The 21,566-nt window shown below is 75.4% G+C and carries 20 protein-coding genes and 1 pseudogene; 11 read left to right on the top strand and 10 right to left on the bottom strand.

Annotated features, from left to right (window positions below; genetic code table 11):
• Positions 1–168: 168 nt before the first annotated feature.
• Both ACZ6AQ_RS28185 and ACZ6AQ_RS28180 read left to right on the top strand, forming a co-directional pair.
• A pseudogene (locus tag ACZ6AQ_RS28185) lies at positions 169–307 on the top strand (peptidase C39 family protein); the annotation flags it as partial.
• A 479-nt stretch (positions 308–786) separates the two neighbouring features.
• Positions 787–936, top strand: coding sequence for an SCO1431 family membrane protein (locus tag ACZ6AQ_RS28180; protein WP_468763512.1), 150 nt, complete (start codon positions 787–789; stop codon positions 934–936).
• A gap of 855 nt (positions 937–1,791) precedes the next feature.
• Here the strand turns inward: ACZ6AQ_RS28180 and ACZ6AQ_RS28175 are convergent.
• Entirely contained in the window at positions 1,792–2,160 is a 369-nt protein-coding gene (locus tag ACZ6AQ_RS28175) for a hypothetical protein (RefSeq protein ID WP_468763510.1), read from the bottom strand.
• A gap of 225 nt (positions 2,161–2,385) precedes the next feature.
• On the opposite strand from ACZ6AQ_RS28175, the gene ACZ6AQ_RS28170 reads away from it, so the two are divergent.
• The 4 genes from ACZ6AQ_RS28170 to fxsA all read left to right on the top strand — a co-directional run bounded on the left by ACZ6AQ_RS28170 (position 2,386) and on the right by fxsA (position 6,490).
• Positions 2,386–2,826: an Lrp/AsnC family transcriptional regulator gene (locus tag ACZ6AQ_RS28170; protein WP_015032222.1), complete on the top strand. Its 441-nt coding sequence runs from the start codon at positions 2,386–2,388 to the stop codon at positions 2,824–2,826.
• A 118-nt stretch (positions 2,827–2,944) separates the two neighbouring features.
• Positions 2,945–4,588 (top strand): amidohydrolase, encoded by a 1,644-nt coding sequence (locus ACZ6AQ_RS28165; RefSeq protein ID WP_468763508.1) that lies wholly within the window; start codon positions 2,945–2,947, stop codon positions 4,586–4,588.
• Between the two features lie 435 nt (positions 4,589–5,023).
• Positions 5,024–5,800 carry a polyprenol monophosphomannose synthase gene (locus ACZ6AQ_RS28160; protein ID WP_468763507.1) on the top strand — a complete coding sequence of 259 codons (777 nt, stop codon included), beginning with the start codon at positions 5,024–5,026 and terminating at the stop codon, positions 5,798–5,800.
• A 90-nt stretch (positions 5,801–5,890) separates the two neighbouring features.
• Complete coding sequence (gene fxsA / locus ACZ6AQ_RS28155) at positions 5,891–6,490, top strand: FxsA family membrane protein (RefSeq protein ID WP_468763505.1); 600 nt, start codon at positions 5,891–5,893, stop codon at positions 6,488–6,490.
• A 126-nt stretch (positions 6,491–6,616) separates the two neighbouring features.
• Here the strand turns inward: fxsA and ACZ6AQ_RS28150 are convergent, their stop codons facing one another.
• The 4 genes from ACZ6AQ_RS28150 to yczE form a co-directional block, all read right to left on the bottom strand.
• Positions 6,617–6,991 carry an RNA polymerase-binding protein RbpA gene (locus tag ACZ6AQ_RS28150; RefSeq protein WP_026278069.1) on the bottom strand — a complete coding sequence of 125 codons (375 nt, stop codon included), beginning with the start codon at positions 6,989–6,991 and terminating at the stop codon, positions 6,617–6,619.
• A 254-nt stretch (positions 6,992–7,245) separates the two neighbouring features.
• Positions 7,246–8,610 carry an MFS transporter gene (locus ACZ6AQ_RS28145; protein WP_468763503.1) on the bottom strand — a complete coding sequence of 455 codons (1,365 nt, stop codon included), beginning with the start codon at positions 8,608–8,610 and terminating at the stop codon, positions 7,246–7,248.
• A 73-nt stretch (positions 8,611–8,683) separates the two neighbouring features.
• Positions 8,684–9,448, bottom strand: coding sequence for a glycerophosphodiester phosphodiesterase family protein (locus ACZ6AQ_RS28140; RefSeq protein WP_468763502.1), 765 nt, complete (start codon positions 9,446–9,448; stop codon positions 8,684–8,686).
• A complete protein-coding gene (yczE, locus tag ACZ6AQ_RS28135) occupies positions 9,445–10,191 on the bottom strand; it encodes a membrane protein YczE (RefSeq protein WP_468763500.1) in 747 nt (248 codons plus the stop codon). Before yczE ends, ACZ6AQ_RS28140 begins: the two co-directional genes overlap by 4 nt.
• 102 nt (positions 10,192–10,293) lie before the next feature.
• On the opposite strand from yczE, the gene ACZ6AQ_RS28130 reads away from it, so the two are divergent.
• Complete coding sequence (locus ACZ6AQ_RS28130; RefSeq protein WP_468763499.1) at positions 10,294–11,790, top strand: SCO1417 family PLP biosynthesis transcription factor; 1,497 nt, start codon at positions 10,294–10,296, stop codon at positions 11,788–11,790.
• 40 nt (positions 11,791–11,830) lie between these two features.
• On the opposite strand, the gene ACZ6AQ_RS28125 is transcribed toward ACZ6AQ_RS28130, so the two are convergent.
• A complete protein-coding gene (locus tag ACZ6AQ_RS28125) occupies positions 11,831–13,498 on the bottom strand; it encodes a hypothetical protein (protein WP_468763497.1) in 1,668 nt (555 codons plus the stop codon).
• A gap of 37 nt (positions 13,499–13,535) precedes the next feature.
• The gene (locus tag ACZ6AQ_RS28120; protein WP_030215129.1) at positions 13,536–13,730 is read right to left on the bottom strand and encodes a hypothetical protein; all 195 of its coding nucleotides are present in this window, start codon (positions 13,728–13,730) and stop codon (positions 13,536–13,538) included.
• Between the two features lie 309 nt (positions 13,731–14,039).
• Here ACZ6AQ_RS28120 and ACZ6AQ_RS28115 point away from each other — a divergent pair, with 309 nt between their 5' ends.
• Both ACZ6AQ_RS28115 and ACZ6AQ_RS28110 read left to right on the top strand, forming a co-directional pair.
• On the top strand, positions 14,040–14,432 hold the full coding sequence (locus tag ACZ6AQ_RS28115; protein ID WP_388698690.1) for an ankyrin repeat domain-containing protein: 393 nt from the start codon (positions 14,040–14,042) through the stop codon (positions 14,430–14,432).
• Positions 14,433–14,711: 279 nt separating this feature from the next.
• Positions 14,712–16,127: a HEAT repeat domain-containing protein gene (locus ACZ6AQ_RS28110; protein ID WP_388698693.1), complete on the top strand. Its 1,416-nt coding sequence runs from the start codon at positions 14,712–14,714 to the stop codon at positions 16,125–16,127.
• Between the two features lie 135 nt (positions 16,128–16,262).
• Here the strand turns inward: ACZ6AQ_RS28110 and ACZ6AQ_RS28105 are convergent, their stop codons facing one another.
• The 3 genes from ACZ6AQ_RS28105 to ACZ6AQ_RS28095 all read right to left on the bottom strand — a co-directional run bounded on the left by ACZ6AQ_RS28105 (position 16,263) and on the right by ACZ6AQ_RS28095 (position 18,603).
• Positions 16,263–17,126: a 5-oxoprolinase subunit C family protein gene (locus ACZ6AQ_RS28105; RefSeq protein WP_468763495.1), complete on the bottom strand. Its 864-nt coding sequence runs from the start codon at positions 17,124–17,126 to the stop codon at positions 16,263–16,265.
• Positions 17,123–17,758 carry a 5-oxoprolinase subunit PxpB gene (gene pxpB, locus ACZ6AQ_RS28100; RefSeq protein ID WP_468763493.1) on the bottom strand — a complete coding sequence of 212 codons (636 nt, stop codon included), beginning with the start codon at positions 17,756–17,758 and terminating at the stop codon, positions 17,123–17,125. Before pxpB ends, ACZ6AQ_RS28105 begins: the two co-directional genes overlap by 4 nt.
• 74 nt (positions 17,759–17,832) lie before the next feature.
• On the bottom strand, positions 17,833–18,603 hold the full coding sequence (locus ACZ6AQ_RS28095; protein WP_468763491.1) for a LamB/YcsF family protein: 771 nt from the start codon (positions 18,601–18,603) through the stop codon (positions 17,833–17,835).
• A gap of 173 nt (positions 18,604–18,776) precedes the next feature.
• Between ACZ6AQ_RS28095 and ACZ6AQ_RS28090 the strand changes: the two genes are divergently transcribed.
• Positions 18,777–19,544, top strand: a complete 768-nt coding sequence (locus ACZ6AQ_RS28090; protein WP_468763490.1) for a GntR family transcriptional regulator — start codon at positions 18,777–18,779, stop codon at positions 19,542–19,544.
• Between the two features lie 10 nt (positions 19,545–19,554).
• Positions 19,555–21,099 carry a hypothetical protein gene (locus tag ACZ6AQ_RS28085; RefSeq protein WP_468763488.1) on the top strand — a complete coding sequence of 515 codons (1,545 nt, stop codon included), beginning with the start codon at positions 19,555–19,557 and terminating at the stop codon, positions 21,097–21,099.
• Positions 21,100–21,566 lie beyond the last annotated feature (467 nt).

Here is a 21,566-nt window from a genome sequence, read left to right as displayed (position 1 = left end):
CGTCGTCATGGCCCCGAGGAAGATCGCCCCGCAGATCATCGAGTTCATCAAGGGATGAGCTTGTCGTTCGAGCGGTTCGGCGGCGCTGGGCACCCCTCCTAGCACTCGAAGCGGAGCACGGTGTTTGTGAGGGAGAGCGCCGCGTGGCGAGCGGCACCCTCCCATTTGGAGAACATCTGGCTGCGTACGAAGAGGTACGACGCGAACGGCAAGGTCAGAAGCGGTACGGGCGGCGTCTGCTACGTCTTCTGGCCGGTCAGGACGGCGTCGAGTCAGCACCGCGCTGCGGTCGCTCGGTCTGCTGTGAGCGTGTGCGGCCCGATCCGCCCTCCACGCTCCCGCTCATGGCCCCGATCCCGCTCCTCGGCCCGGCGGTCGTCCGGCCCGGCGCGACCACGGCCGCCCTGTGCTTCCCCGGCTGATCGCCGCGCCGGTCCCGTATCCGACGGCCTTCGCCGTCACCGGTACCGTTGGCGTCTCCCTGAATGAACGACCGACTCGTGAACGCCGGCGATCCCGACAGTGCCGGAAGGCCCGGCAGAAGTCCGCGCGATACGTGCCGCCCCGCGCGGAGGGCATCCGGTTCCGGACCGCGGCGCACAACGCGCGCGGGAAAGTGGTGTCCGGCACAGGCGGGGTCCGCCGCCTCCGCTCCCCGACCGCCTCCCGGCCGCTCGGCGCAAGGCTCCCGGAGCTCTCGGCCCCCTCCGGCGCGGCGGCCGGGCCCGGGGGGACGTGACGGACATCTCTACCCCCGGGCCGCCCTCGTGACGCATGGTGGTCGCCATGACTTCCACCACCTACGGCCTCGCCCTCCTCCGCGCCCGGACGGGCGGTCCCCGGGACGACGACGGCCCCAAGCTCCTGGAGCACGTCCTCGGCTGGACCCTGGTCGTGCTGCTCGCCGTCCTCGTCACCCGGGCCGGCCTCATGTGACGGCTCCCGCTGTCCGGCGGAGCCCCGCGCGGGCGCCCGGCGGACACGGGGTCGCACGGCGATCGTCCCCGTGGAGCGCGGTGCCCGCGCGAGGTGAAGGCGTCCCGGACCGCCGGGGTCCCTCAGATCCGGCGAGCGGTCATCGTCTGTCACCCGATCGGACCAGGGACCCGTTGACGCGGACGGTCCGGTCCGCCCAGACGGGACCGGCCGCGAGCCGGGTCCACTCCTGGTCGCGGTGGCCGGGCAGGGTGCGTCCCTGGCTCGCCCAGAGGGCCAGTACGTCCTGGTAGATGGGCGGATGGGCCGGGACGGGAGCCGGGGCGGGGAGGGGGACGGAGACCGGAACCGGCGGAGGGGCCGGGACGGAGGGCGGCGGGGGGCCGGGAACGGGCTGCCTCGCCGTGGCCGGCTGGTGCCGCGCCTGGGCCTGTGGCTGTGCCCGGCCCCCCGGACCGGTCCGCGCCCGTTCCTCCGGCCGCGACCGCGCCCCGGCCTCCCCCTGCGCCGGTACGGGCACGGGGACAGGCGCCGGAACCGGGAGAGGAACCGATTCTTCACCGTGCGGTTCGGCCTGACGGTGCCGACCGTAACCGCTGGAAGTCTTGTGCAGCGTGGTCATGCCCCGACCAACGCGCTCCGGTCCCCGGGGGTCACCGTCGAGCGGAATCGGGCGACAGTTCGCCCGGTACCCGGGACGGAACCCCGGCGCCGCCGCGGCGCCTCACGCGGCGGGCCCGCCCCGGGCGGGATCCTTCCCGTACCGCACCGCGGCGTCCTCGTGACGCGGCGCAGCACAGCACGGCGCGACACGGCACGTCGCGCTACGGAGGAGGGGTGGGGCGGCCGGTGGTCTCAGGCCGCGCGGCGCATCTGCGGCACCCGGATCGGGCGCGAGCCCGGACCGCCGACGTGCGAGAAGGGCTGCGTGCGCCAGTCGAGGCCCTGGGGGAGCGTCAGGAGCAGCGCGGTGTCCTGCTCCTGGACCTCCAGGGTGTCGTCCGCCGGACGCGCCCCGGAGGCCGCGAGCCCCGTGCCCGGGCAGACCGTGAGGACGAAGGGGTTCCACGGCGTGGGGCAGAGGGCGTGCTCCGGCAGCACCTCCTCGTCCGCGAGCAGCGCGATGGGCTGCACGCACTCCGGGCAGATGACCCGGAACATCTCAAAGGTGTCGTACGCGTCGAGCTCGTCGGACGTGTCGACCGAATCAACAGGCTCCTGCATGGAGAATCTCCCCCTCGGGTGGGTCGGCCGGATCTGTGCGGCCTCGACCACAGCAAGCACTTCCCATACGGAACTCCGCATAACCGTGAGACGACGGTTCGGGACCGGACCATACGTGTGGCGTTCGTCACACCATCGTCGCAGGTGCCCCGCAGCCGCCCATAGCGCCCCATACGGGTCGGCCCCGGCTGTGCCCCGGCCCTTCCGGGCCACTAGGGTCACCGCATGGAGGAGCTGGATCGTCAGATCGTGGAGTTGCTCGTCAAGGACGGGCGCATGAGCTACACCGACCTGGGCAAGGCCACCGGCCTGTCCACGTCGGCCGTGCATCAGCGCGTCCGCCGCCTGGAGCAGCGCGGTGTCATCCGCGGCTACGCCGCCGTCGTCGACCCGGAGGCCGTGGGCCTGCCGCTCACCGCCTTCATCTCGGTCAAACCCTTCGACCCCAGCGCTCCCGACGACACCCCCGACCGGCTCGCCGACATCCCCGAGATCGAGGCGTGCCACAGCGTCGCGGGCGACGAGAACTACATCCTCAAGGTCCGGGTGGCCACCCCGCTGGAGCTGGAGCACCTGCTCAGCCGCATCCGGTCCCAGGCCGGCGTGTCCAGCCGCACGACGGTCGTCCTCTCCACCCCGTACGAGGCCAGGCCGCCGCGCGTCTGACCCGTCCTCGCGCACGCGGTCCACCCGTCCTCGCGCACGCGGTCCACCCGCCCTCGCGCACGCGGGCCGACGGGGACCTGCCGGACAAACCGGAACCCCCAGGTCCTAGCCTGGGGGCATGAGTGAGCCCCTGCCTGTCGCGTCTCCCGGCGAACACCGCACCGTGCTGCTGCGCGGTGGAGAAGTCCACAGCCCCGCCGACCCCTTCGCCACCGCCATGGTGGTGGAGCGCGGGCACGTCGCCTGGGTGGGTTCGGAAGGCGCGGCCGACGCCTTCGCCCCGGGCGTGGACGAGGTGGTCGACCTGGAGGGCGCGCTCGTCACCCCCGCGTTCGTCGACGCGCACGTGCACACCACCGCCACCGGCATCGCCCTCACCGGGCTCGACCTCTCCTCCGCCGCCTCGCTCGCCGCGGCGGCGGAGCTGATCCGGGCCCACGCCGCCGCCCGGCCCGACGACCGCGTCCTCATCGGCCACGGCTGGGACGCCTCCCGCTGGCCCGAGCGCCGTCCGCCCACCCGTGAGGAGCTCGACGGCCTCACCGGAGGCCGCCCGCTCTACCTGACGCGGATCGACGTCCACTCGGCCGTCGTCACCACCGCCCTGCTCGACCTCGTGCCCGGCGTCCGGGACCTCGACGGGTTCCACGACGGCCGGCGGCCGCTCACCGGCGACGCCCACCACGCCGTGCGCGCCGCCGCCTTCGGCGCGGTGTCGGCGCGCCAGCGCACCGAGGCCCAGCGCGCCGCCCGCGCCCGGGCCGCCTCCCTCGGCATCGGCACCCTGCACGAGTGCGGCGGTCCGCGGATCTCCTCCGAGGAGGACTTCACCGGCCTGCTCGACCTGGCCCGCGAGGAGGCCGGACCCCGGGTCGTCGGCTACTGGGCCGACCTCGACGTGGAGCGGGCGCGGGCCCTCGGCGCGCTCGGCGCCGCCGGGGACCTGTTCGTGGACGGTTCCCTCGGCTCCCACACGGCCTGCCTCCACGAGCCGTACGCCGACCACGCCGGCCCGGGGCACACCGGCGTCGCCCACCTGGACGCGGCCACCGTCGCCCTCCACGTCGTGGCCTGCACCGAGGCGGGCCTCCAGGCCGGTTTCCACGCCATCGGGGACGCCGCCGTCACCGCGGTCGTCGAGGGTTTCGCGGCCGCCGCCGAGAAGCTCGGTCCCGCCCGCGTCCGGGCCGCCCGGCACCGTGTCGAGCACGCGGAGATGCTCACCCCCGAGACGATCGCCGCCTTCGCCGAACTGGGCCTCACCGCCTCCGTCCAGCCCGCCTTCGACGCCCTCTGGGGCGGCGAGGAGGGCATGTACGCCGACCGGCTCGGCGCCGAACGGGCCCGCACCCTCAACCCGTACGCGGCGCTGCTGCGCGCCGGTGTGCCGCTGGCCTTCGGCTCCGACAGCCCCGTCACCCCGCTCGACCCCTGGGGGACCGTCAGGGCCGCGGCCTTCCACCGGACCCCCGAGCACCGCGTCTCCGTCCGCGCCGCCTTCACCGCCCACACCCGGGGCGGCTGGCGGGCCGCCGGCCGCGACGACGCCGGGACGCTCGTCCCCGGCGCCCCCGCCGACTACGCGGTCTGGCGCACCGAGGAACTCGTCGTCCAGGCGCCCGACGACCGGGTCGCCCGCTGGTCCACCGACCCGCGCTCCGGTACGCCCGGCCTGCCCGACCTGTCGCCCGGCGCCGAACTCCCCCTCTGCCTGCGCACGGTGGTGAACGGACGGACGGTGTTCGCGCGGCCGGGCGAGTGACACGGGGCGTCCCGCCCCTCCGGCTCCGTTCGGCGCGCTCCTCCCCGACCTGCGGGTCTCCCCTCCGACCTGGCCTTTCGGGGAGGGCTCGCAGGCCGGAGGGGTATTGACAGTCGCCCGCAGGGGACGGGTAGGTTCTCCGAGTCCACCACAGGACGTCCGACCGGACCGCGCCTCCGCGCCGTGACCGAGCGCCGCCCGCGCCCCGGTCACCGGGAAGGCCCCTCCGGCGGAAGGTGCGACCCGGGTGGGGCCCGGACGTTCAGTAGACAACGGCTCCCGGTCGACCCGCAGCCAGCGGCTCCCGGACCGGACCGAAGGACGTCGGGCCCCGCACCGCACCGGACGTGGCCCGCCCCGTCCGACCCGCCGCGCCGGAGCACTCCGGGGACCTCGCTATGGTGGGGGCCTGCGTTTGTATCCGAAGGGGCAGTAGTGAACGACGGTGGCCAGAGGCGTTACGGCCCGCTCGGCAAGGCATTGGTGATCATTCCGACCTACAACGAGGCGGAGAACATCAAGCCGATCGTCGCGCGGGTGCGGGAAGCCGTACCCGAGGCGCACGTTCTCGTCGCCGACGACAACAGCCCCGACGGCACGGGCAAGCTCGCGGACGAGGTCGCGTCCGGGGACGACCACGTGCACGTCCTGCACCGCAAGGGCAAGGAGGGGCTCGGCGCCGCCTACCTCGCCGGCTTCCGGTGGGGCATCGAGCACGGCTACGGCGTCCTCGTCGAGATGGACGCCGACGGTTCCCACCAGCCCGAGGAGCTTCCCCGGCTGCTCACCGCCCTCAAGGGCGCGGACCTGGTGCTCGGCTCCCGCTGGGTCCCCGGCGGCCGGATCGTGAACTGGCCCAAGTCCCGCGAGTTCATCTCCCGGGGCGGCAGCCTCTACTCGCGCGTGATGCTCGACGTGCCGATCCGCGACGTCACCGGCGGCTACCGGGCCTTCCGCAAGGAGACCCTGGAGGGCCTGGGCCTGGAGGACGTCGCCTCGGCCGGCTACTGCTTCCAGGTGGACCTGGCCCGCCGCGCGGTCGCCGCGGGCTTCCACGTCGTGGAGGTCCCCATCACCTTCGTGGAGCGCGAGGTCGGCGACTCGAAGATGAGCCGCGACATCCTCGTGGAGGCGCTGTGGCGGGTCACCGGCTGGGGCCTGACGGCGCGGGCGGAGAAGGTCGGCAGGATGCTCGGCCGCAAGTCCTCCTGACCTCCCGGTGACCTCCCGGGACTGCTCGTCCCGGTCGTCCCGGTCGTTCCTTTACGCCGTTCCGGCGCGGCGCCGGGCACACTGGTGACCATGACGACCGGCGCACCGCCTCCCCATGCCCCCAAGAAGCGCTCCCGCGCGCGTACGCTCCTCCCGCTCGCCGTCGCCGCCTGGCTGGTCCTGGAGATCTGGCTGCTCACGGTGGTGGCGGACGCGGCGGGCGGCTGGGCCGTCCTCGCCCTGCTCGTCGGTGGCGCCGTCCTCGGCGCCGCCGTCGTCAAGAGGGCCGGCCGCCGCGCCTTCCGGAACCTCGCCTCCACCTTCCAGCAGGCCCAGGAGGCCGTGCGGGCGGGCGGAGCGCCCGCCGCGCCGGAACGGACCGGCGCGGAGGACCGCAACGGCTTCCTGATGCTGGGCGGCCTGCTCCTGATGCTCCCCGGACCGCTCTCGGACGCGGCCGGCCTGCTCCTGCTGATCCCCCCGGTCCGCTCGTTCCTGGGGCGGTACGCGGAGAGGGCCGTCGAGCGCCGGATGAACGCCGTGTCCCCCGGAAGCCTCCAGGGCGCCTTCCGGCAGGCCCGCATCCACCGGCCGGACGGGAAGGTGGTCCCGGGCGAGGTCGTCCGCGAGGACACCCCCGGGGAGCCGCGCCGGCCCGACGGGGCGGCCCGTCCGCCCCTGACGCCCTGATCCGCCGACGCCCCGATCCGCCCGCGTGCCCGCCGGACGACGGCCCGGAGGGCACGCGGAAACGCCGCGGGGCCCGGTACACGGTTCGTGTACCGGGCCCCGCGGCGTCGGTCGTCCGGTGGCCCGCTAGGCGGACTTGCGGCTGTCGCGCGGATGCACGGCGATGTTCATGGCGCCGGAACGCAGGACGGCCAGCCTCTCGGCGAGGACCTCCTCCAGCTCCTCGCGGGTGCGCCGCTCCATGAGCATGTCCCAGTGCGTACGCGCCGGCTTGCCCTTCTTCTCCTCGGGGCCGTCCCCGTCCACCAGGAGTGCCTGGCTTCCGCAGACCTTGCACTCCCACTCCGGCGGAATCTCCGCCTCCACCGAGAAGGGCATCTCGAAACGATGCCCCTTCTCGCATGCGTACTCCACCGCCTGGCGCGGGGCCAGATCGATGCCGCGGTCGGTCTCGTAGCTCGTCACCACGAGGCGCGTGCCGCGAAGAGCTCGCTCACTCATGAATCGTGCCTCCCGGGCTTGTCGCCCACAGGACAGATGTCGCTGTCGTCGTTATCCGGTCAACGTCCGGTCGGCGGTAAAGATTCCCGTGCGGGACATGCGTCGCCCGTCGTGCCGCCCCTTGTTGTACCCACCAGTGCCCGTTTTGTCACATCTGACAGCAGGTGCGACTCGGTGTTTTCACCAGAGCAGCATGCAGTAACGGTCCGCCTGGCAGGCCAAACGCGTACACTACCGCCCTTTCACCGCCACGTCTAAATACGCTCCGGTACCGGATTCCCCGCCGCCTCGACCGCGCGCCGCACGGGGACCCGCGCGAGGAGGACGAAGCCCGCGACGAAGAAGACCACCAGGGAGATGATGGCATCCCGGTAGCTTCCGGTCAGCTGATACGCGAGACCGAACACGAGCGGACCGAGCCAGCTGAGCCCCCGGTCGCTCATCTCGTACGCCGAGAAGTACTCCGCCTCCTTGCCGCGCGGCACCAGGTGCGAGAACAGCGACCGCGACAGGGCCTGGCTGCCGCCCAGGACCAGGCCGATCGCGGCCGCCAGGGAGAAGAAGAAGAGCGGCGCGCCGGCCGACAGGACGCAGGCCGCCACCAGGATCGCCGTCCAGACCGCCAGCGATCCCAGGATCGTCCGCTTGGCGCCGTACACCCGGGCGAGCCGTCCCATGCCGAGGGCGCCCGCCACCGCGAGCACCTGGACCAGCAGGACCGCCGTGATGAGCGTGGTCTGGTCGAGGCCCAGCTCCTCCGAGCCGTACACGGACGCCTGCGAGATCACCGTCTGCACGCCGTCGTTGTAGACCAGGTACGCGAGGAGGAAGGAGAGCGTCAGCGGATGCCGGCGCATGTCCTTCAGGGTGGCCCGCAACTGGCGCCAGCCGCCGCCGACCGCGCCCCGGCCGGCCCGCTCCTCCGGGGAGGCCCGCCGGTCGCGCAGCCGCCGCAGGGGGACGAGCGTGAACGCGCCCCACCACACGCCGGCCGAGGCCAGGCAGATCCGGACCGCCTCGCCCTCGGTCAGGCCGAAGGAGTCGTGTCCCGAGTAGAGGACCAGGTCCAGGACGAGGACCAGCGCGCCGGAGGTGTAGCCGAAGGCCCAGCCGCGCGAGGAGACCGCGTCCCGCTCGTCGGGCTCCGCGATCTGCGGCAGGTAGGCGTTGTAGAGGACCATCGAGACCGACAGCGAGGCGTTCGCCACGACCAGCAGGAAGGCGCCGAGGAGGTAGCGGTCGCCGTCCAGGAGGAACATCGCCGCCGTGGCCGCCGCCCCCAGGTACGCGCTCGCCGCGAGCAGCGGCTTCTTCCGGCCCGTGCGGTCCGCCGCCGCGCCCGCCAGCGGCATCGCCAGGACCGCGACCACGATCGAGGCCGACACGGAGTACGCGAAGAGCGAGCCCGCCCGCACGGGTATGCCCAGTGGGTGGACGAACCCCTCCGGGTCGGCCGCCGCCCGTGCCACCGAGGTCAGGTACGGGCCCAGGAACACGGTGAGCACGCTCGTCGAGTACACCGAGCACGCGAAGTCGTAGAAGTACCAGCCCCGCCGCTCGCGCCGCCGTCCGGCGGGACCGGCGGCGTACTCCTCCGGCTCGGTGGTGCCAGCGGTCACGGCCGCGCCCCCTCGTTCGTCCCCGTGGGCCCGTGCCCCCGGCGGTCCGTCCCCGTGCCGCCCCGGCGCGCGGTCAGGTCCACGCGCCCCGTTCGGTCAGGACCGAACGCAGCGTCTCCAGGTGATCGGTCATGATGCCATCCACCCCCAGGTCGAGGAGAGAGCGCATCCGGGCCGGATCGTTCACGGTCCACACGTGGACCTGGAGCCCCCGCGCGTGCGCCTCCCGGACGAACCTCCGGTCGACTACCCGGACCCCGCCCCGGCGCTCCGGGACCTGCGCCGCCACCGCCCCGGCCCGCAGGGCCGCCGGGACGCCGAGGGAGCGCAGCCGCAGGCCGATCACCCCGCGCACCCCGTACGAGGTGGCGAGCCGGGGACCGGCCAGGCGGTGCGCCCGTGCCACCCGGGCCTCGCTGAAGGAGCCCACGCAGACCCGGTCCCAGGCGTTCGTCCGGCGGATCAGGCCGATCAGCGGCTCCAGGGCCGGCTCCGCCTTGAGGTCCACGTTCCAGCGGGCCTCCGGGAACTCCTCCAGGAGGTCGGCGAAGAGCGGCAGCGGCTCCCGGCCCGCCACCCGGGCCTCGCGCACCGCCGCCCACGGCAGGTCGCGGATGCGCCCCGCGGCGTCGGTCACCCGGTCGAGGGTCGCGTCGTGGAAGGCGACGAGCACGCCGTCGGCGGTCGTGTGGACGTCGGTCTCGAAGTAGCGGTAGCCCGCCGCGGCGGCCCGGCGGAAGGCGGTCGCGGTGTTCTCCAGGCCGTCCGCCGTGCCGCCGCGATGGGCGAACGGCAGGGGGACGGGGTGGTCGAGGTAGGGGTGGCGTACGCGGGTCACCGCCGCAGTATGGACCCTTCCGGCGACTCGGGGACGACCGCGGGGGAACCGGTGGCCGGCGCCCCGCCGGTGCCGTGCTCCGGCCCGGGAGCGGCCGGGGCGGCCGGCGGCGGGACGGCGGTGGTCCCGGCGTCCGGCTCCGGGATCGCGAAGCGGCGCAGGAAGAACTGCGCGAGCGGCCCGATGGCGAGCGCGTACAGCACCGTGCCGACGCCCACCGACCCGCCGAGCAGGAAACCGGTCGCCACCACGGCCACTTCGAGCGCCGTCCGCACGAGGCGGATGGAGCGGCCGGTGAGCCGGTGCAGGCCGGTCATCAGGCCGTCGCGCGGTCCCGGACCGAACCGCGCCGCGATGTAGAGGCCGGTCGCGACCCCGTTGAGGACGATTCCGAGCACGAGCAGCGGCACCCGCACGGCCAGGGCGTCGGCGTCCGGCACCAGGGCCAGGGTGCCGTCCATGGCCAGGCCGATCACGAAGACGTTGGAGACCGTGCCGAGTCCGGGCCGCTGGCGGATCGGGATCCACAGCAGCAGGACCACCGCCCCCACCACGATCGACACCACGCCGATCGTCAGCCCGGTCTTCCCCGCCAGGCCCTGGTGGAGGACGCCCCAGGGCTCCAGGCCGAGGGCGCCGCGCACCAGCAGCGCCGAACTGACCCCGTACAGCGTCAGGCCCGCGTAGAGCTGGACGAGCCGGCGGGTGAGGTGCCGGCCGCGGAGGCCGGAGGCGATGGACAAGGGACTTCCCCCAGAGTGGTGAAGGTGGACTGGCTCATGACACTCTGTGGCGGGAGATCGAGGGTCAACCATGGCCAATCCGAGGAAGGTGGACTGATTTCCATGGCTCAGTGGACTTCGGCGGTGGGGCCCGCCCAGCTCGCCCGGCAACTCCAGGCGCAGCAGACCCGGCCCGCCGGACCCGGCGCCCGCAGGCCCCCCGCCTACCGCGCGCTCGCCGACGGCATCCGCCTGCTCGTCCTGGAGGGCCGGGTCCCGGTCGCGGCCCGCCTGCCCGCCGAGCGGGAACTCGCCCTCGCCCTCGCCGTCAGCCGTACGACGGTGGCCGCCGCCTACGAGGCGCTCCGCACCGAGGGCTTCCTCGAATCGCGGCGCGGCGCCGGCAGCTGGACCGCCGTCCCGGCCGGGAACCCGCTGCCGGCGCGCGGCCTCGAACCGCTGCCGCCCGAGTCCCTGGGCTCCATGATCGACCTCGGCTGCGCGGCCCTGCCCGCGCCCGAGCCGTGGCTGACCCGGGGCGTCCGGGGCGCCCTGGAGGAGCTGCCGCCCTACGCCCACACCCACGGCGACTATCCGGCGGGGCTGCCCGCGCTGCGGCAGATGCTCGCCGACCGGTACACCGCCCGCGGCATCCCCACCATGCCCGAGCAGATCATGGTCACGACCGGCGCCATGGGGGCGATGGACGCCATCTGCCACCTCTTCGCCGGACGCGGCGAGCGCATCGCCGTCGAGTCCCCCTCGTACGCCAACATCCTCCAGCTGATGCGCGAGGCCGGGGCCCGGCTCGTGCCCGTCGCCATGTCCGAGGGGCTGGGGAGCTGGGACCTGGGCCGCTGGCGCCAGGTGCTGCGGGACGCGGCGCCCCGCCTCGCGTACGTCGTCGCCGACTTCCACAACCCGACCGGCGCGCTCGCCGACGAGGACCAGCGGCGGCAGCTGGTGGAGGCGGCCCGTTCGGCCGGGACGGTGCTGGTCGTGGACGAGACCATGACGGAGCTGCGCCTCGACGACGTGGAGATGCCCCGGCCGGTCTGCGCCTTCGACCCGGCCGGCTCCACCGTCCTGACGGTCGGTTCGGCCAGCAAGGCGTTCTGGGCGGGCATGCGCATCGGCTGGGTCCGGGCCGCACCCGACGTCATCCGCTCCCTGGTGGCCGCCCGCGCGTACGCGGACCTCGGCACCCCCGTCCTGGAACAGCTCGGCGTGAACTGGCTCATGCGGACGGGCGGCTGGGAGGAGGCCGTGGGCCTCCGGCGCGACCAGGCGAGGCGGAACCGGGACGCGCTCGTGGCCGCCGTCCGCAGGGAGCTCCCGGAGTGGGAGTTCGTGGTGCCGAGCGGCGGGCTGACGCTCTGGGTGCGCACCGGCGGCCTCTCGGGCTCCCGGCTCGCCGAGGCGGGCGAGCGGGTCGGCGTCCGGGTGCCCTCCGGGCCGCGCTTCGGCGTCGACGGCGCCTTCGAGGGCTTCGTCCGGCTGCCCTTCACGGTCGGCGGGGCGGTCGCCGACGAGGCGGCCGCCCGGCTCGCCGCCGCGGCCCGCCTGGTCGAGTCGGGGGCGGGCGGGGGGACGGAGCCGCCGCGGTCGTTCGTGGCGTAGGGGCCCGCCCGGCACGGACCGCGCGGTCCGTGCCGGGCGCTCAGCCCTCGGCGGGGACCGGCGCGTGGAACGGGGCCGGGCCCGGGTCCGCTTCGGCGCGGGGGGCCGGGGACGGCGCGGGCGCGGCGGGGACCTTCTCGAACACCGTCGTGACCGGGGCCGCGGCCGGGACGGGCCCGGCCGCCTCCGTGACGGGGACCGGCCGCCGCTCGGGGAGCAGGTCGAGGACCGCCCGCCGGTGCGCGTCGCTCGTCGCGTCGTCGTACGGATCGGGCGTCGCCGGCACCTGGAGCCGTACGACCGGCCCGTTGCCCAGGCGCGCGTAGCCGCGCCCCGGGGGGACGTCGGGCGTCGGCGTGGTGTGCGGTTCGGCGCCGAGGACGGCCGTGATCTGTCCGGGCGTCGCGGGGCCGAGGACGAGCCGGGCCCCGGTGTGGCTCCGTACCTCCTCGCCCAGCGTGTCCGCGTCGTCGAACTGTTCGGCCACCACCACCGTGACCTGGGCGGCCCGCCCGTGCCGCAGGGGCACCCGGAGCAGCTCCTGCGGGTCGGGGCGGCCGTCCGCGGCGGCCAGGTGGCCGAGGACGCCCGGCCGGTCGAGGAGGATCCAGAGCGGCCGCCGGACGTCCTCGGGGACGGGGAGCCCCGCCTGCCGGGCGCGGTTCGCGGCGACCAGACGCCGTTCGGTCTCGCGCGCCGCCCACTCCAGGCTCTCCAGGGCGCCGGAGAGCCCGCACTCGACGGCGAGCACCCCGGCGCGGCCGGCCAGGCACGCGTACTCGCCCGTCCCGCCGCCCTCGACGATCAGGACGTCGCCGTGGGGGAGGGCCTGGAGCGCGATCGAACGCAACAGGGAGGTGGTGCCGCTGCCCGGCCGGCCCACGGCGAGCAGGTGCGGTTCGGTGGAGCGGGGTCCGGTGCGCCAGACGACGGCCGGCGCGTCCTCCGTCGTGCCGTCCGTGGAGACCACGGGCACGGTCCGGCGGGCGGCGTCGGCGTCGGTGAAGCCGAGGACGGTCTCGCCCGGCACGGTGACGAACCGCTGGGCGGCGATCGTGGTGGGCAGGGCGGGCAGCACGTTCAGGACGAGCCGGTTGCCCTCCTCGTCCCAGTCGAAGCGGTACTCGCGCCCGCGCCCGGACTTGACGTGCAGCAACTGCTCGACGCGGGCGCGGGCGGCCGGTTCCCCGTCGGTGAAGTACGGGGGGTAGGCGATCCGCAGCCGGGTGAGCCGCCCGTCCCCGTCGAAGGCGTGCTCCTCGAAGACGGCGCTCCAGTCGCCCCCGTGGGAGAAGAGCGGGGAGGGGTCCTCGGGGACGGAGAAGTACGGGACCAGGGCCTCGTACAGGCCCTTGAGCCGGGCGGTCTCCGCGTCGCCCGGCCCGGTCCCGGCGACGGGACGCACACGCCCCTTCCACGCGGCGGCGCCCATGAGCGCGACGAGCGCGAGGAGCGGTCCGTACGGCACGAGGGCGATGCCCAGGACGCAGGCCGCGACCGCGAACAGCGCGGGACCACGCCGCTCCTTCGGGGTCGCGGCCCACCTGGCGCGCGCGCTCGCGGCCAGCTTCCGCAGACCGCGGAAGACCGTGATCAGCGGATGGAGCACGTCGGTGGCGCTGTCGGCGGCCGTGCGCGCGATCTCTCGACTGCGGGCGATCTGCGCGCTGCCGCTGCTCAGAATGCGGGGGAGTGGTCGCCGGGCCACGTCGTACTCCTGAAGGGGTGGGAGGGGCTGGGGGGCGTCAGAACTTGATCCCGCCCAGAAGGCCGGCGAGGCTCTGCCCGCCCGCCGTGATGCTCGGGGCGATGGCGGTGCCGGCCAGGTAGAAGCCGAAGAGCGAGCAGACGAGGGCGTGCGAGGCCTTGAGCCCGTCCTTCTTGAAGAACAGGAAGCAGATGATGCCGAGCAGCACGACGCCTGAGATGGACAGGATCATGGGGTGTTCTCCTGGTCGAGGGGACAGTCACCACGAGTTGTTCCAGTTTCACGCCGAGTGTCTATGTGACTAAAGGTGCATAGGAGTGAAAAATCGGTGTTTTCACCCGGGCGGCGGACGGCGGGCGCCCGGCCGGCTGGCGAAACGGCGGGAGCGCGCTAAAGGCGGCTCCGGGCGGAGCGGGGCGCCGTGATCTCCGTCTCCCTCGGACGCGGTCGCGCCCCCGGACGGGCAGTACCCTGTCGATTCACCCGTACGGCCGCGCCCGGCGTGCGGGCCGGCAGGACACGAGAGAGGCGGTTCCACCCGATGAGCGAGACTCCGGACCCCGAGGTCATCGAACTGGCGTCCAAGGTCTTCGACCTCGCGCGCACGGGGGACGCCGAAGCCCTCGCCGCCCACGTCGACGCGGGCGTCCCCGCGAACCTCACCAACGACAGGGGCGACACCCTCGTCATGCTCGCCTCCTACCACGGCCACGCCGCCGCGGTCACGGCCCTCCTGGAGCGGGGCGCCGACGCCGACCGCCCCAACGACCGCGGCCAGACCCCGCTCGCCGGGGCCGTCTTCAAGGGGGAGGAGGACGTGATCCGCGCCCTCGTCGCCGGCGGGGCGAATCCGGAAGCCGGGACTCCGTCCGCCGTCGACACCGCCCGGATGTTCGGCAAGGCCCACCTCCTGGAGCTCTTCGGAACCCGGTGACCGGAGCTCTCCGGAACCCGGTGAACGGAGCCTGAACCCCAGGTGAGGGCAGCGTCGTAAATGTGGTCGCGGTGGCGAAATGGGTGGGTCATCATGACGTCGGGCCCGGGGGACCGGGCCATCGACGAGAGGCAGAGGAAGATGGTCACTGGCAAGCGCAGGACGACGAGCGGCCCGACGCGTCACCGCACGGCCTAGGCGTACACACGTGTACCGCCTGAACCGGTCCGTCCCGGTGTCCCCCGGTCGTGTCGACAGCTTGATGTGAGGCGCCCTCCCATGTTCGATCCAGTCATAGCGCCGAGCGGAACCCTGCTCGGCCTGCTGCAGCGGGGCCGCGGCGACGGCACCCTGCACGCGCTCGCCGCGCCCCGCGCCGAAGCCCTCGCGGCCCTCGACCACTGCGTCCTCGACGACCCCCGCCACGACTGGCGCGTCGAGAACCGCTCCCTCTACTACGCCCGGCTCTACCTGGACCTCCACGGCGGTCTGGACGAGATCGAGGCGCACCTGTTCGGCGCCGAGGACCACCTCGACACCGAGGAGTCCCGGACCGGGCTCGCGCTCGCCGTCCTCGGCCACCTCGCCTCCTACGGACGCCAGGACGCCCTGCCGCTGCTCCGGCGGTACGCGGCGACCGGCGCCAACTGGGCCTGGGCCCTGGACGAACTGGCCCTCCGCGACGACGACGCCGGGCTCCGCGCGCTCGCCCCCTCCGTCCTGGCCCGCTTCCCGGCCGGTCCGGAGGGCGACGCCGAACTGGCCCGCACCGTGCGCGACGCCTTCGAGCCCCGTCCCTGGCGCCTGTGGGCCGAGGACCGGCGCGACGGAATCGGCGCCCGGGTCGCCGCCGCCATGGAGCGGGGCTCCTTCGACCGCTGGCAGCGCCAGATGCGCCCCGCCGGACCCCGCCCCGGCTGGAGCGTGCGCGCGGTCCTCGACTGGGCGCAGGAGGGGTACGAGCGCGGTGCCGTCCTCCACGGCCCCGCCGCCCGCTGCCTCACCGCGGTCGCCGGCCCCGAGGACCGGCCCGAACTCCTCGCCGCCGCCCGCGACGGCGCCGAAGGGGCCCGGGGCGCCGCCCTCCACCACCTCGCCGCGTCGCGGGACCCCGCCGTCCTCGACCTGGTCGAGTACGCCGTCGACGGCGGCTCCCGCCCGGTCGCCGAGGCGGCCGTCGCCGCCTACCGGCGCATGTGCGGCGAGGAGGCCGTCGCCCGCGCCCGCGTGTGGGTCCGGCGCACCGACGCCCTCGGCGCCGCCGCCGCCGAGGTACTGGCCTGCCGCGGCACCGCCCAGGACTCCCCCTCCGTCCTCGGCGCCCTGCGCGCGACCGTGCGTTCCGAGGGGCCCGACGCCCCCGAACTGGCCTGCCTCGCCGACGGCGCCGGACGCCTCGGCATCGCCTGCGCGGCCCCCGTGCTGCGCCACGTCTACCGCGAGACGGCCTCCTCCCGGCTGCGCGGCCGCGTGGCCCTCGCCCTCGCCGCCACCGACCCCACCTTCGCGACCGGGTTCGCCGTCGAATGCCTCTGGGACTGCGAGGAGACCACCCGCGAGATCGCGGCCCAGCACGCCGGGACCGGTGACGCCCGCGTCGCCGACCGGCTGCGCCGCCTCGCCGCCGACCCGGCCGAGGAGGTCGAGGTCCAGCGGGCGGTGCGGAACCGGATAGGGCCGGACCTGCAGGTCTGACGGGACGGGCGGGTACGACGGGACGGGCGGGCACCCGCCCTCCCCTCCTCCGGGGCCGGGGCGTCCTCCCGGCGCCGGCACCGGCCCGTACCCGGGGACCCGCCGCCGGAAGGAGGCGGGGCGGAGTCGCCGCGCTCACCGCACCGGTACGAACCGCACCGCCGTCCCCGGCACCGCCTGGGCCGCCGCGCCGAGGTCGGCCTCCCGGACGACCCCGACCACCGGGTAGCCCCCGGTCGTCGGATGGTCCGCGAGGAAGACCACCGGGCGCCCGTCCGGCGGCACCTGGACCGCGCCGAGCACCATGCCCTCGCTCGCCGGCTCCCCGGGCAGGGCCCGCTCCAGGGCCGGCCCCTCCAGCCGCAGCCCGATCCGGTTGCTCGCCGGGGACACCCGGTACGCGCGCGTGGTGAGGGTCCGGAGGGCGCCGGGCGTGAACCAGGCGTCGCGGGGCCCGAACCGGACCCGCAGGACGAGCACCTCCGGCGGCCCCGGCCAGGGAGGGACGTCGACCGGCCCCGGCGCGTCCGTGCCCGGTCCCAGCGGCAGCACGTCCTCCCCGCCCAGCGGCGCCGGGCCGAGACCGGACAGCAGGTCGGTGGAGCGGCTGCCCAGCACCGGCTCGACCCCGATCCCGCCGCCGAACGCCACGTACGCGCGCAGTCCGCGCACGGCGGGACCGACGTCGAGCACCGATCCGGCCGCCACCCGGAACGCCGTGCCCCAGGGCGCCGGGCGCCCGTCCACCCGGACCGCACAGGGCGCGCCGCCCACCGCCGCGGTCACCGCGCGTCCGGGCCGCACCGCGCAGCCGTCGAGGGTGGTCTCCAGGACCGCCGCCCCCTCCGCGTTGCCGACGAGCCGGTTGACGAGCCGTACGGCCACCGGGTCCAGCGCGCCCGAACGGGGCACGCCCAGGTGCGCGTACCCCGGGCGTCCCAGGTCCTGCACGGTGGTCAGCGCCCCCGCCCGGACCACGGCGAGGGACCCGCCGGTCACCTCCCGCCCCCCGGCGCGGAACTCTCCGCGACGAACCGCACCCGCGTGCCGGGGGAGAGGAGCGCGGCCGGCTCCCGCCCGGCGTCCCAGAGCACGGCGTCCGTGGTCCCGATCAGTTGCCAGCCGCCGGGGGAGGGGCGCGGGTACACCCCCGTGTACGGTCCCGCCAGGCCGACCGAACCCGCCGGAACGACGGTGCGCGGAGTGTCCCGGCGGGGGACCCCGTACCGTTCGCCGAGCCCCGTCAGATAGCCGAAGCCCGGCGCGAACCCGCAGAAGGCGACCCTGAACTCGGCCGCCGTGTGGATCCGTACGACCGCCTCGGCGGACACGCCCCAGAGCGCGGCGACCTCCGCGAGATCGGGTCCGTCGTAACGCACCGGCACCTCCACCGCCCTGCTCGTGCGCGGGGGGACGGGGGCCACCTCCCAGCCCGGCAGTTCGGCCGCGAGCCGGTCCGGGTCCGCCACCCCGTCGAGCAGCACGGTCCGCGCCGCCGGGACGACCTCCCGCACGGCGGGAAGGGTCCCGGCCGCCCGCCGCCGCAGCACCTCGGCGTGGAACGCCTCCGTCTCGGGCCCGCCGTCCAGCTCCACGAGGAGGGCCCGCTCGCCCACGCGCAGCACGCGCACGCGTGCGTCCGGCGAACGGCTCCCGTTCCCGTTCCGGTCCCCGACCCCGCCTCCGTTCCCGTTCCCGTTCCCGCTCACGCGAATGCCTCCACCCGTACGCCCGAGGACTCCAGGCCCTCCCGCACCCGCCGGACCAGCTCCACCGCGCCCGGGGTGTCCCCGTGCAGACAGAGCGACCGGGCCCGGACGGCCACCCGACCGCCGCGGTGCGCGGTGACCACGCCGAACCGCGCCACGGACACCGACCGCTCGACGACCTCGGCGGGATCACTGACGACCGCGCCCTCCAGCCCGCGCGGCAGCAGGGTGCCGTCCGCCCGGTAGGCCCGGTCCCCGAACGCCTCCGGGACGACCGGCAGTCCGGCCGCCGCGGCGGTCTCGTGCAGCCGGGAGCCGGGCAGCCCCAGGACCGGCAGGGCCCGGTCCGCGAGCAGGACGCCCTCGACGACCGCCGCCGCCTGCTCCTCGTCCCGGACCACCCGGTTGTAGAGCGCGCCGTGCGGCTTCACGTACGCGACCCGGGAGCCCGCCGCCCGGGCGAACACCTCCAGGGCGCCGATCTGGTACGCCACCTCGGCGGCCAGCTCCGCCGCCGGGACGTCCATCGACCGCCGGCCGAACCCGGCCAGGTCGCGGTAGGACACCTGGGCCCCGATCCGCACCCCGCGCGCGGCGGCCAGCTCGCACACGCGCCGCATGGTGGCCGGATCCCCCGCGTGGAAGCCGCAGGCCACGTTGGCGCTGGTGACCAGGGACAGGAGCGCCTCGTCGTCGGTCAGCGTCCAGCGGCCGAAGCCCTCGCCGAGATCGGCGTTGAGGTCGATCGACACCCGGTTCGTGCTCATCTGCGCCTCGCGGGGTGGGGCGTGCCCGGAGGACACGGCGGACCGTGGGACGCCCTCAACGTAGAGGATTGTTGAACGATCCGACAAGGAGCCGATTGTCCCGCCCGGTGCCGTGCGGTTGACTCGGCGGCGGACGCCGGGAGACCGCCGGCGACGGAGCGGGAGGAGGCGCCGTGGCAGGGGGCGGAGCGGAGGACCTGGCGCGCGACCGCGCGCTGCTCGGGCGCACGAGCACGGCGGAACGGGTCGCGGACGTCCTGCGCACCCGCATCGCCGAGGGGTGCTTCCCTCCCGGCACCCGGCTCTCCGAGGAGGCCGTCGGCGGAGCCCTCGGGGTGTCCCGCAACACCCTCCGGGAGGCGTTCCGCCTCCTCACCCACGAGCGCCTGCTGGTCCACGAGCTGAACCGCGGCGTCTTCGTCCGCGTCCTCGCCGCCGAGGACGTGACCGACATCTACCGCACCCGCGCCCTCGTCGAACGCGCCGTGGTACGCGGCCTCGGACGGCCCCCGTACGCCCTCGACGGCCTCGCCGCGGCCGTCGGGGCGGGCGAGGCCGCCGCCCGCGCCGGCGGCTGGGACGGCGTCTCCACCGCCAACATCCACTTCCACCGCGCACTCGTCGCCCTCGCCGGCAGCGCGCGCACCGACGCGTTGATGCGGGGCGTCCTCGCCGAACTCCGCCTCGCCCTCCACCTCGTGGACGACCCGCGCGCCCTCCACGAGCCGTTCCTCGCTCGCAACCGGGAGATCCTGGACGCCCTGCGCGCCGGCGAACGCGGCACGGCGGAGCGCCTTCTCGTCCGCTACCTGGACGACTCCCGCACCCGGGTCCTGGCCGCCCGCGCCCGGACCGCCGGCGCCCCGCCGGACCCCGGGGGCCGCCCCCCGGAGTCCGGCCGCGTCCGCACGGTTTCGACCGTTGTCAGGGGGAGGACCTAATCTGTGCACCGTGACTTCGCCTGCCTCGACGGACCTCGTTCCGCCCCAGCTCAGCGCGGGGCCGCGGCCCGCGCAGGGCCCGGCCGCCGACGAAGGGCTCGCGCGGCGGCTCCGCGCGCTCGCGTGCACCGCCCCGCTGCACGACCTCGACGTCCGCAAGGCGAACCTGGCGGGTGAGTACACGGTCTACGCGATGGCCGAGGTGGCCCTCGCCGCGATCGACCTGATCACGCTCACCATGGACTTCGACACCGGCGCCGACCACGAGCAGATCGTCGCCCGCCTGCTGCCCCGCGTCGCCGCCCAGGCCCCCTCCCGTCCCGCCGCCGAGCACGAGCGCGTGGCCCGCTGGGTCCTGGAGAACCTGATCAACGTCGGCAGCGTCGACCGCGGCTTCCGCGCCGTCTACGGCACCTTCGGGCCCGACGGCGTCTACGTCCGCAGGGACTACGACTTCAAGTTGATCGAGGAGGTCCCGGGATACGGGGGCGGGATCTACCTCCGCACCACCGACGAGGCCGTCAACGTCCTGGTCGGGGCCCTCGACACCGACGTCACCAGCGCCCAGATCGCCGCCGAGGTGAAGCTGGAGGTCCTCATCGACCGGGGCCGCCTCGCCGACGCGCAACTCGCCGCCGAGCAGGCCCGGTACCGGACCGTGCAGTACGCCGAGACCCTCCGCAGGACCCTGGAGGCCACCCGGCGCAACGTCCGCGCCGTGGACTGGCTCCACACGGTCCCCGACATGATCGCCGAGGCGCTCGACCACGTGGCCGACCGCTACCGCCACGAGAACGCCATCCTCACCAACATCCGCAGGGTGCGCGACGAGGCCGAGGCCGCCACCGACGCGAAGACGGCGGAGCACAAGCGGCGCGCCGCCGAACTCGTGGACATCGTCAAGGACTGCATCCGGCGCCACACCCAGCTCCAGTCCCGTCTCCTGGAGGCCGGGCCGCTCTTCCGCGCCGAGCAGGACCGCCAGGCGTTCGCCGCCCCCGCCGCCTCCGCCGGACTGGACCTGTACGGGCAGCTGCTCGCCCCGCTCCTCACGCTCCCCGTCGAGGGGGCCACCCGTGCCACCGACGCCTTCTTCGCCCACGGCACCGGGCTGCGCACCCCCGCCTCCGTCCGCCTCGGGGACCTGGTGGACCTGCTCCTCACCCCGCCCGTCGAGCGCGAGCACCTCGGCGCGGAGATGCCCGAGCCCGACCTGATCGCCACCCCCGACGACTCCCGCTTCAGCGAGGAGCAGCTCGCGACCGCCCTGCGCCTGCTCGACCTGGAGCACGACGCCCCGCGCCGCCTCTCCGGACTGCTCGCGGACGCCCGCCGGCTCGACCCCGACCTGCCGTACCTGGTCGCCCTCCTCGCCGTCCACGCGGCGAGCCCCCCGGTCGGCACCGCCTACCGCCAGGGCGAGGAGCGCCTGCTCTTCGCCGTGGACGACGGCACCCCGCTGGACGACCCCGAGTTCGGCGGCGCCGACCTCGTCGTGGGAACGGCGCTCCTCGACGCGGCGGGCATGGCCGCCGGCCGTTCGGAGGCGACGTGAACCCCGTCCCGCCCGTGGCGCCCCCGGCCCGGACCGCTCCCGCCGGGGCCGCCGACTCCTCCGCCCCCACGGCCCCGCCGCCCGCCGGCCCGGTTTCCGCGCCGGAGCCCGCTCCGGGAGCGGGGCCCGGAGCGGAGGCGGGACGCGCACCGGAGGAGGGCCCCGGCGCGGGAGCAAGGCCCCTCCCGGAGGCGGAGTCCGCCCCGGAGGCGGAGTCCGGCGCGGAAGCGGGGTCCGTCCCGGGGGAGGGGCGTGCCCCCGGCCTCCGTCTGTCGCCCGTGCCCGTGGCGCCGCCCGCCGGCCCGTCCGCCGGCCCGCGCGGCGGGACCGGGGAGCGTCCCCCGCGCGCCCGTCCCGCCGTCGTCCCCGTGCCCGCACCGTCCCGCCCCGGGCCCGCGCCACGCCGGGGCGGCCCCCCTGCCGTACGGGCCGTGCGGCTCACGGACGAGCCGCCCGCGCCCGCCGGA

This window comes from Streptomyces sp. NPDC041191, assembly GCF_055591945.1.
This window is presented reverse-complemented; position numbering and strand designations above follow the sequence as displayed.